Raw genomic sequence first — 9,362 nt, 5'->3', positions numbered from 1 at the left:
GCATGAATCCCTTCGCGGGTTTGCTCCACTTCGGGACGCAGCAGGCGAAAAGGATTGCGGCTGCTCTGATGCTCTGCGAGTCGGTTCCACAGCCCGGCGATTAGCACGTCGACCACGACCTGCACTTCGTCGGCGGAATCGAACTCCGGCATCTGCCCACCCCAGAGCTGATCCAAGGCGCCCTTGGGTGACGCCTCCAGCAGCGGGGAGGCGATGTTTCCCATGAGCACCGTGCGAACCGCATGAAAGGCGACCGGGCACTTGTACCGGGCAAGCAGGGCGATCGCCTCCTTGTCGCTCGTGGTGTTGGGCAGTGAAGATTTCATGTGAGAACTTTTGGGGATCGCGAGCGCACGGGTGGGGACAAACAAGGCCCGCCTTGCCGTCATGGGTTGGGGTAGCTGGCGAGCTTCTGCGTGGCCTCGCTCAGCAACCTGTGCATCACGTCCTCGACGATGCCGACGTACCGGGCGAGGCTGGGGCGACGGCTGCACAGATCCAGCAAGTTGTCGTCGGCGAGCAAGTGCTTGATAGCCGTCATGTGATTGACGGCCATCGCTTCGAAGATCGCCTTGTCGTCCAGGCCGGCTGCGGCCAGCTCTGTCACGCGGGCGTCGATCCAGTCGGCCAGTTGCTCGGGATCGGCGTCGACTGACGAGTCGGTGCGTGCTGCCGACTGAGCAGTCTGGTTTGGCAACGTCTTGATCAGGGCGCTCCAGCCCAGCTCGAAGTCGTCCGTCGCCAGCACCTTGTCGATCGTGCCGGCCTTGATCTCCTGCGCCAGCGTGAGCACCTCGCGCACCAGTTGCTCGGTCTCGTCGGTCTTCACGCGGATGCGTTGAATCGCCTCGCGCTCGGACGCCGATGGTCGCGCGCCGTCCCAGTGGTTGAGTTGGCGCCGCGTGTACGGTAAGAACCCCAGCGACTCGGTGTGCACGCGGATCACGCGATCGATGGTGGCATCGTCGAAGACGTGCGGTTGGGCGCGTGCCCCGGCGAGCTTGCGCCGTAAGTTGCGCAGGTCGGCGAGTTGTCCCTCGCTGATCGAGCGCACCAGGGGTAGGTACGACAGCGGCTGGAACTGTTGGGGCGGGTTGTCTTTGGCCATGTGCTTTGTTCTCCCGGCAAGCTTTCTGCGAAGGGCGGCGGGCATGCTACCGCGGCTCGCGCGGGTCGCCGTTGTTCGATCGTTACGCCACCCGTCAGCAGTTATGGCTACCGCGGCAGCCGGTCTGACCTTGCCAGCGCCGCACGTGCTCGGACAGATGCGAAACACAGAACAGCAAGAGCGGCCAATCGCAATACAAGGCTGGGTGCGCTTAGCACGTGGAGCCTTCGCTTCTCGCAGCAGATGTCGACAACATCCGCCTGTGTTTCGAGGTGTTCCAAAGATGCCGTTTTGAGCAACATCGCATATACGATGCGAGCCCGCGGCGGCTCCGGTTGAGTGGCCGCAATGTGTTGATCACGAGGCCCCTATATCTGATCGACACTTCAACGACTACTGAAACGGAAGAAACCCGTGACCGTAAGAGAAATTCTCAAGATGGGCGACCGGCCCCTGCTGCGCGTCGCACAACGTGTCGAACGCTTCGACACGCACGAGTTGCACGCGCTTGTCGCCGACATGTTTGACACTATGCGCGCCGACAACGGGGCAGGGCTTGCAGCGCCACAGATCGGCGTCGATCTGCAGCTCGTAGTCTTTGGGTTCAAGAAGAACCAACGCTATCCCGACGCGCCGCCAGTGCCCGAGACCGTGCTTATCAATCCAGAGATCACGGCGATGTCGGATCAGGAAGAAGACGGATGGGAAGGTTGCCTGTCGGTGCCCGGCATGCGTGGCCTGGTGCCACGATTTGCACGCATTCGCTACACCGGTTTCGACGCGAACGGTTCACCAATCGATCGTGAGGCCGACGGATTTCACGCGCGCGTTGTCCAGCATGAATGCGATCACCTCATCGGCAAGCTGTTCCCGATGCGTATTCGCGATTTCACTCAGTTCGGATTCACGAGCGTGCTGTTCCCAGACGTCCTCGAAAGTAAATGTTGAACTGCGACGACATGTAAATGTTGGACGCTGTGATCAGCGGAAGCACAAGCACCGGCGCCTCCGAATCGCTGGATCGTTGAGCCAACAACTGCGAGGTGACGCGAGGTTTGGATAGAGTCCCGAATGCGGAGGTGTGCGTCCGCTGAGGGATGCTCTTAGAGCAGGTGCTGCGCCGGCTTCTTGTTAGCTTGCCCTCGCAAGCAGCCAGATCCCGAGGATGACTAGTGCGGTACCGATCGCTATCCACGTAGTGAACGGCTCGTTGAGAATGCACACGCTCATGGCGATCGTCGCGATAGGCCCCGCCATTCCACACTGCGCCGCGAGCGGTGCTCCAATGCGCTCAATCGCCATCATTACCATCAGGACAGGAAGGCAAGTGCACATGGCGCCGTTCGCCAGCGAGAGCCAAAGGACTTCATCTGGCACCACCAAAGCCGACAGCGGCTGCAGTGCAACGAAGTGCAGGACACACAAGAAACCTGCGACTGTCGTAGCCAGGCTCGCCAAGCGAATTGCCCCAAGTTTTTTTACAACTTCACCTGCGTATGTGAGATAGATGGCATAGGTGATCGCGCTGCCAAGCACGAGCGCCGTACCCCAGGCCACATCTGCTCCAACAAAGGACGCTTCGCGACCGAAGACCAGGACGACGCCGGCGTAACTTATGGCGAGAGCCCATCCATGCTGCCGATTGAATGATCGACGCAGCACGAGCATATGCAGCATCAATACCAATGTCGGAGTGAGATAGACAATCAAACGCTCCAAGCTGGCCGTGACGAAGCGAAGGCCGGCGAAGTCAAGCACACAAGTGAGGTAGCCACCGAAAAATCCCAGGATGCATACGGACAGCCAGTCTTTGGGCCGCAGAGCGGGCCTGCCGCGCCCGCTCCAGATCGCCAGCAAGACGAAGAGCGGGACAGCGAAAATCATTCTGTACGCGACAACGGTCGTGGTTTCTACGCCATATTGGTATGCAAGCTTAACGATGATGGCTTTTGCGGAGAATGCAATCGCACCAACTATTGCAAGCATGAGACCAATAGCGGTCCGTCGCTGAGTGGCAGGTTGACCCTGAATTTGCAAAGCCGATAGATTCATTGATTCGAGTCGCAAAAGCCGGCCACTATTTGTTGAGTGTTCTGTTGGCCGCGTACCCGCATTCATCGCACGGGGCCTACACAGCACCCGCCCAGTCAAGGGTCCGGGTGCATCCAAGGGAAGAAGGCCAGCGCCCGTAAACTTCCTTAAGCACTGTAGGTTCGGCGTTGCGTGTCTCCCCGCCATGCGACGTGGACGAGGTTCCGCACAACTTTGGCACGTTCCTCATTGGGCGGTAGGATTGTTCACAGTCTTCTTGGCTTGCATGCCGACAACAGACGCGATGGTCTGATTCCAGACCTCGGCGCACTGCGCACCGCACCGGTGGACCCAGCGCGAAAGCACGGTGTTGGCGAAGATGGTGCGACGTTTCGTGTCGTCGATGGGCACCGGCTTGACTGCCGTCAGCTTGTATTTGCGGGCGTCGACACACGAGGAGCTGCCGATGTTGCAGGCAATGCCGTTGCCGGTCTCGCGCTCCGATTCGTTCCAGATGGCGAGTTCCAGCTTGGGCAGTTCCTGCTTCAGGCTCGTGCGGAGTTCAGGCGACAGCGCGTTCCAGGCCTCCACATTGGCGCCGAAGATCGACAAGCCCCAGTTGATCGGCATCGTGTACACGTGCGTGGTAACTTCGGGTAGGCCGACGGTGTTACCCGACATCGCGCCGGTGATCGCGCAGTCCATCTTTCCGCTTTTTATTCCCGCAAAGATCTCGTCAAACTTGGTCTGGATGGGCTCGCCACCCAGAGCTTCGATCAGATCAGCCTGAGGTGGACTGGAGGTGCGAATACGGCGCCCGGCGAGATCGGCGAGATCCGCAAAGGGCTTGTTGCAGAAGATCACCTGGGCCGGATAGGTGTAGACCGCCAGCAACTCAATGCCGTAGCGTTCCCGCAAGGTTTTTTCAAGGTAGGGCCGAAACGCGGCCACCGCCTTGCGCGTGGTCTGCATGTCGGGGCTGAGGCCGGCGAGGTCGGGTGCGGCGAACAGCGGCTCCTGTGCAGCGACTAGGCTCAATAGAGCCGTGCCGAAAGGCACCACTCCCAATTGCATGAGGCGCAGCATTTCCTGTCCACGGATGCCCACGCGATCGAACGGCACGATCTCGGCAGAGACCTTGCCACCCGTGAGCTTAGGAAATTCCCTTGTCCAGAACGGTTCCTCTTGGCGAGTGTATTGCCGAAGAGCACCCAGACCGCCCACGATGTGCAGCCGTTGAGTCGCATCAACCGGGAGAACGTCCTGGCCCCAGGCGACACCGAAAAGGGCCATAACTACCGCGGCTCGAAACGCTGTCCATGCGGAATTCTTTCTTGGATTCCGCATCATTGAAGCTCCTTCGATACTTCGTTGTCACTACTACCGCGACATTTGGATACCTTGGAATCAATTAAATGCTGAAGCGTCTTATGATCGAAAGCTCCCTTCCGCAGGTATCCATTGAATGGATACCTCTGTCCAATGGCCTGAACATCCGGCGATGCGCTCATTGCAATTATCGGCGTGTTGACATTTGGCCCTTTGCAATGCCTCATATCTGACACAAGCTGCACGCCTGACTTGTTAGGCATCTCCAAGTCAATTAGAACGAGGTCATAGGCTTGTGCAATCAAAAGATTCGCCCCTTCGGCAGCCGAAGGCGCGGTATCGGTCGGGTAGCCCAACGCGATCGTGAGGCGGGACAGGGAGTCCAGCAATTCAGGAAGATCATCCACGATCAACAGTCGTGGTCTATTTTCATCGTTCGGTAGGGGCGCCTCATCCTCTTCCCTATATATTTCCGCAGGGATGTGAACTCGGAACGTAGTACCTTTACCAACAGTAGATTCGACCTCAATTTTTCCCGCCATAAGATCACAAAGCGTCTTAACGATGGTCAATCCAATCCCAGACCTGCCATGTTTTTCACTGGATGCTCGTTGGCGGAATGGCGAATATATTTTTGATAGGAAGTCCGTCGTTAACCCTGGTCCGGTGTCGGCCACCGAAAAAGTCAAAGAGCCTGCGTCGTATTTTTCGAGCTTGACAACCACCACTCCGATAGTGGTGTATTTGATTGCATTGCTCACCAAGTTAGTAATTATTTGGTTGATGCGTGAGAAGTCCGCAACCAAAAAAATTGGATCGTGTGGAACATTGACTTCGAGGTCGAGCCCTTTGCCCTTAGCTGCAGCACGGTGCTCCTCTGCAATATTTTGGATAAGTTCACGGGCTTCAAATGGCCTCGGGCAAAGCTGCAATGTGCCCGATTCACCGCACGCTAACATCAACAGATCCTCAAGGAATCTTTCCATCGTAGTGGCAGCACGGCGAAGAACTTTAATTTCGGCGGGTGCATTAGAACCCATTTGAATGGACATCAAATCGATTGTCTGCACAATGTTTTGCAGAGGGGAGCGAAGGTCATGACTTGTCGCGGACAAGAAGTCACTTTTTTGGGTGATCGCTTGACCTTTTTGGGTGAGCGCTTCTTTCATGGCAGTGACAGCCTCCTCCTCTGCACGTCGTGCTTGAAGGAGCACGGTCCAATAGCGGTGTGCGAAGAGTGCAGTGCCCGACAACAAACAGACGAACAGCAAAGCCACCATGAGGACTTTGACGCGTTCAGCGTTCCAGTTCGCCAGGACAGTTTCCAGCGGCATAGCTGCAGAGAGAAATATCCCATCGAACAACGTTTTCTTTGTCGCGATGAGCGAGGGGATGCCGAGTGCCAGATCAACGCCAAACCGAGGTTTCCCATCAGCTTGGTCCAATAATATTGGCCGCTTTGGGAGAATAGGCCCGCTTGCGCTGGGAGCGGCAAGTGCTAAAAGGTCACCGTCTTGTCTAAGCAATGCGATTGATATTAGATTGGCATCGGTGCTGGCATCGAGTAAGCCACTTAATAGATCAACCGATACTTCAGCGACTGCCAGAGCCTTTTGACCATCTGGCAGCACCAGCGGGCGGCCGAAAAAAATAACCTTTTCCCTGGAGTCGCCATCAATGATCTGTTGACTTGCCGACATCGCTGTACGACCAAGTGCTTGTTCGATAAATCCATTCGGAAGTTTCAAGCCGGGACGTCTTTCGCTGCCGAGCGCTGCCAAGAGAACCTTCCCATCAGGCCTTATGATAGCGATATCAAGAATCGAAAAGGAATACTGACGAATATCACCAAGCATTTTTTCTGCTCTATTCGTATCCAAAGAGCCATCTAGGCGCTGGGCAGTTTTCATTCCTTGTGCTACTTGTCCATACAATAAAATATCATATCCAAGTAGAAGACGGTTCATCTCCACGAACTGGCTCTTCACAATACTAGTAACGTGCTCTTCCCCATTCGAAATTGCTTTGGCGTGCCCTTGCCAAATGAGTGCATACGCACTCGCAAATGTGCCAAGTATGAATGCTATCGCAACGCCCCAAATAGCCGTGATAACTCGACGTTGGGTAGTTTCCATTTCTATTTATGAAACATCGCCATGCAGGACTACTTAGGTTCAGCGAATTGACTTACACGAAGATCACTAAACTGAATCATTACAGCGCGTGCTGCAGGTTTCGAGGGCTTCAGTTCAAGTTGCGGCGTTGATCCGCGCCACAGAACTGCTTGACCAACAGGTAGATCGGTACAGCCGGATATGCCGTGGACCACGTGAATCAGATGACGTGCACAAAATATCAGCGTTGCGCCATTCCGCGCTGGCGCACAACCCTGATTGATGACAAGTGTTGTCGCCTTCACACAGCCCCGTCGAGCCATGACATTGATCGCTTCGCAGGAACTGCCCGTCAATTCAGAATTGATTCTGGCCTCGCCGGGAAATGAGAAAATCTGGAGCGGAGTATCGAGATTGTGGTCAAAGCGCCCATCAATAGAGCGCAGCCTGATTCCCGCACCACGTAGCAGAGCAATTTGCCGATCTACGCCAGGATATGCAGAGAATGGCGAGGAAACAGTGACCTCGGCGATGGCGACGAACCAGTCCCACTCATTCATAGCTGCGTCAGCGGGGTGCAGCGCCACTTGCCGTGCTGTGCCGGCGCCATTCTTCCAAGGCATGGCCGGGCTTAAAGTTGTGTCAATGAGTTCAGGTCGACCTGAGGAGTCTTGGTCAGGCTTGGCATTTGCGGCAAGGGCGAGGCCTCCACTGGACGCTCTGGCGATGAAAGATCTTCGAGAAATGTTCATCGAATGTCGCTTCGTGAAAGTTGCGCTTTTGGCGATCTTATCTTTGATAAATGGATGAAGCAAAGTTCGATACAAGACTATCGAAAAATCTGCAAAATGGATATCACGCCCTGACCATCAGTAACATTAGCATTGTGGACAGCGTCAAAGCAGCGTGGCCGGTTCGGCCACGCTGCTTGGCCCGCCCTCATGCATTGCGGCGTGCGCCGCCGGTGACTCGTACCACTGCGAGCAAACCATGACCGAACAAAGGTTCCGAAATCGCGACTGCGCATGACAAGCGGCTTTGTCGCTGGCCAGCATGCATCCAGGCCGCAGATGGTGAGCGAACAGGCTGCCTCTTCACTCCGCACAAGGCGTTTGTGCAGCAGCCGCAAACGCTGACGGCTACCGTTTACTCGCCAGAGTCGCCTGGATATACCCCGTGATCATCGGCACGGCTGCGGGTTTTTGAAAGTACTGCGCCCGTTGCGCAAAAATTACCCTGGCAGCATGGTCCGCCTCTGGGCCCGAGCCTTTTAAATTGCCTGTCAGCACCGCAATTGGGCAAACAGGATCAGCAGCCCGTATCTCTAGGAGCAATGCCTCAGCTGTCTCGGTCCCAAGGAGCCAGTCCACCACGTACGCATCGTACGACGCCGATTTCAGAGCGTTTCGCAATGCATCGGCACTCCGAAATGGTGTGCCATTGATATGCATTGGACGCAGCCGACTGCACAGCACGGCTGCAGAATCTTCGGCATCATCTACGACTGCAACGCGGGGTGCTGATGGTGCGTTTACGTCGACATCCGCGATCAGTCTGGACAAATCAAAGGACGGTCGACCACTCACTTCCGAGCGGGGCAATACTTGCCACATTCCGCCTTCTTCGCTTTCTTGAATCGCGACTACACCGCCCACTAGCGTTGGATCCGAGGGCCCAGTCATCCACACGCGACAGGAAATTGGGACTCCTCCTACAAGCATCGTAGCGGGCTCCCCACCCTCATCGTAGTAGAGGTCGATGAGAGATTGGAGCGGTTTGCCGCACGACTGTCCAAGCTGTGCAAGCTCCTCAATAGACCATGGTACTTCGCCCGTTCGACGGCGATAGACCGCACCGTACTTCAAGCCCAGCAATTCCTCGAGCATTGTTGTGCGTTCAGATTCGGCTATGTCTAGATGATCCAGCAGCTTCTCAACAATTCGCATGCCGAGTGGATGCAGATCTGACTTCTTGGGGTCAACAGCCATTTGCGACTTTTCCAACGTGGCTCCGTACGAATTTCAGTGGAGCCTTGGCGGACACGAGGACCACCGACAGGACGGCCAACCAATGGTTACTCAACCCGCGCAGTTGTACGTGGTGCAGTGCGTCCTTCACGTCGCGATCCTCGATTCTTCTCACTCTATTCGCACCCGGTGTCGGCAGCCCTGATGTCTTGATCAACAGCGAACCCAGCCATCATACGGTGAACATCTGTTCGATTTTTAGGGCTATTGCAATCCGCTAAGACGCTCCATACAATGAAAACGTCATTTCCGATAAATGAATTCTTCATTCGGAGTTAGACATTCACACAAACTCCTGAAATCGGATGCGTCATTGTTACATGTCTGCACGAGCAGCAAGCGTGACAGTACTTGGGGGCGGCTCCGATGCCTAGGTTGATACGCGAAAGCTCAACCGCGCTGGGAGTCACCAAGTGCTTCGGGATGTGCAGCGTCGATGCTGAAAGGACCAACCACTAATGGTTTCGCATGCTCATTCCCGATTCAAGGAAATCCCTGACCCTTTGCTGCGACGGCTCCTTGTCGACTGGTTGCGTAGTCGATCCGACCGCCGAACGCAACTGGCGGCCACGCGACCGGTCGTCATGTGGTTTGCGAATGTGCAAACCACATGATCGTCTTCTCCGTGATCTCCACCAAGGGTGGCGTCGGAAAGACGACCCTGGCCATCAATCTCGGGGCGCTGCTGGCCGACTTCGGGCTGCGCGTTCTTCTCATCGACGCCGACTATCAGCCGTCATTGAGCAACTATTT

At 56.0% G+C, this 9,362-nt stretch carries 9 protein-coding genes; 2 read left to right on the top strand and 7 right to left on the bottom strand.

The features are described from left to right. On the bottom strand, positions 1-326 hold a 326-nt coding region (locus tag AC30NL_RS15235; RefSeq protein WP_489464849.1), incomplete at its 3' end, for a hypothetical protein. Positions 327-385: 59 nt separating this feature from the next. Further along, positions 386-1,108, bottom strand: coding sequence for a hypothetical protein (locus AC30NL_RS15230; protein ID WP_489464848.1), 723 nt, complete (start codon positions 1,106-1,108; stop codon positions 386-388). 414 nt (positions 1,109-1,522) lie between these two features. Between AC30NL_RS15230 and def the strand changes: the two genes are divergently transcribed. Then, complete coding sequence (def, locus tag AC30NL_RS15225) at positions 1,523-2,056, top strand: peptide deformylase (RefSeq protein WP_489464847.1); 534 nt, start codon at positions 1,523-1,525, stop codon at positions 2,054-2,056. A 183-nt stretch (positions 2,057-2,239) separates the two neighbouring features. Here the strand turns inward: def and AC30NL_RS15220 are convergent, their stop codons facing one another. The 5 genes from AC30NL_RS15220 to AC30NL_RS15200 all read right to left on the bottom strand — a co-directional run bounded on the left by AC30NL_RS15220 (position 2,240) and on the right by AC30NL_RS15200 (position 8,585). After that, positions 2,240-3,160, bottom strand: a complete 921-nt coding sequence (locus AC30NL_RS15220) for a DMT family transporter (protein WP_489464846.1) — start codon at positions 3,158-3,160, stop codon at positions 2,240-2,242. 225 nt (positions 3,161-3,385) lie between these two features. After that, positions 3,386-4,432 (bottom strand): TRAP transporter substrate-binding protein, encoded by a 1,047-nt coding sequence (locus tag AC30NL_RS15215; RefSeq protein WP_489464845.1) that lies wholly within the window; start codon positions 4,430-4,432, stop codon positions 3,386-3,388. 53 nt (positions 4,433-4,485) lie between these two features. Continuing rightward, positions 4,486-6,603 carry an ATP-binding response regulator gene (locus AC30NL_RS15210; RefSeq protein WP_489464844.1) on the bottom strand — a complete coding sequence of 706 codons (2,118 nt, stop codon included), beginning with the start codon at positions 6,601-6,603 and terminating at the stop codon, positions 4,486-4,488. Between the two features lie 29 nt (positions 6,604-6,632). Continuing rightward, entirely contained in the window at positions 6,633-7,334 is a 702-nt protein-coding gene (locus tag AC30NL_RS15205; RefSeq protein WP_489464843.1) for a HutD/Ves family protein, read from the bottom strand. Positions 7,335-7,721: 387 nt separating this feature from the next. Beyond that, entirely contained in the window at positions 7,722-8,585 is an 864-nt protein-coding gene (locus AC30NL_RS15200; RefSeq protein WP_489464842.1) for a helix-turn-helix domain-containing protein, read from the bottom strand. Positions 8,586-9,219: 634 nt separating this feature from the next. Between AC30NL_RS15200 and AC30NL_RS15195 the strand changes: the two genes are divergently transcribed. Beyond that, the coding region (locus AC30NL_RS15195; protein WP_489464850.1) for a ParA family protein at positions 9,220-9,362 on the top strand (143 nt) is incomplete at its 3' end.

The organism is Rhizobacter sp., from assembly GCA_021153565.1.
Classification (GTDB): Bacteria; Pseudomonadota; Gammaproteobacteria; order Burkholderiales; family Burkholderiaceae_C; genus Albitalea.
This window is presented reverse-complemented; position numbering and strand designations above follow the sequence as displayed.

What these genes read in the sequence shown, in the direction of transcription:
- AC30NL_RS15230 (WP_489464848.1), bottom strand. Translation starts at nt 1,108, where the DNA reads ATGGCCAAAGACAACCCGCCCCAACAGTTCCAGCCGCTGTCGTACCTA.
- AC30NL_RS15220 (WP_489464846.1), bottom strand. Translation starts at nt 3,160, where the DNA reads ATGAATCTATCGGCTTTGCAAATTCAGGGTCAACCTGCCACTCAGCGA.
- AC30NL_RS15205 (WP_489464843.1), bottom strand. Translation starts at nt 7,334, where the DNA reads ATGAACATTTCTCGAAGATCTTTCATCGCCAGAGCGTCCAGTGGAGGC.
- AC30NL_RS15210 (WP_489464844.1), bottom strand. Translation starts at nt 6,603, where the DNA reads ATGGAAACTACCCAACGTCGAGTTATCACGGCTATTTGGGGCGTTGCG.
- AC30NL_RS15215 (WP_489464845.1), bottom strand. Translation starts at nt 4,432, where the DNA reads ATGGCCCTTTTCGGTGTCGCCTGGGGCCAGGACGTTCTCCCGGTTGAT.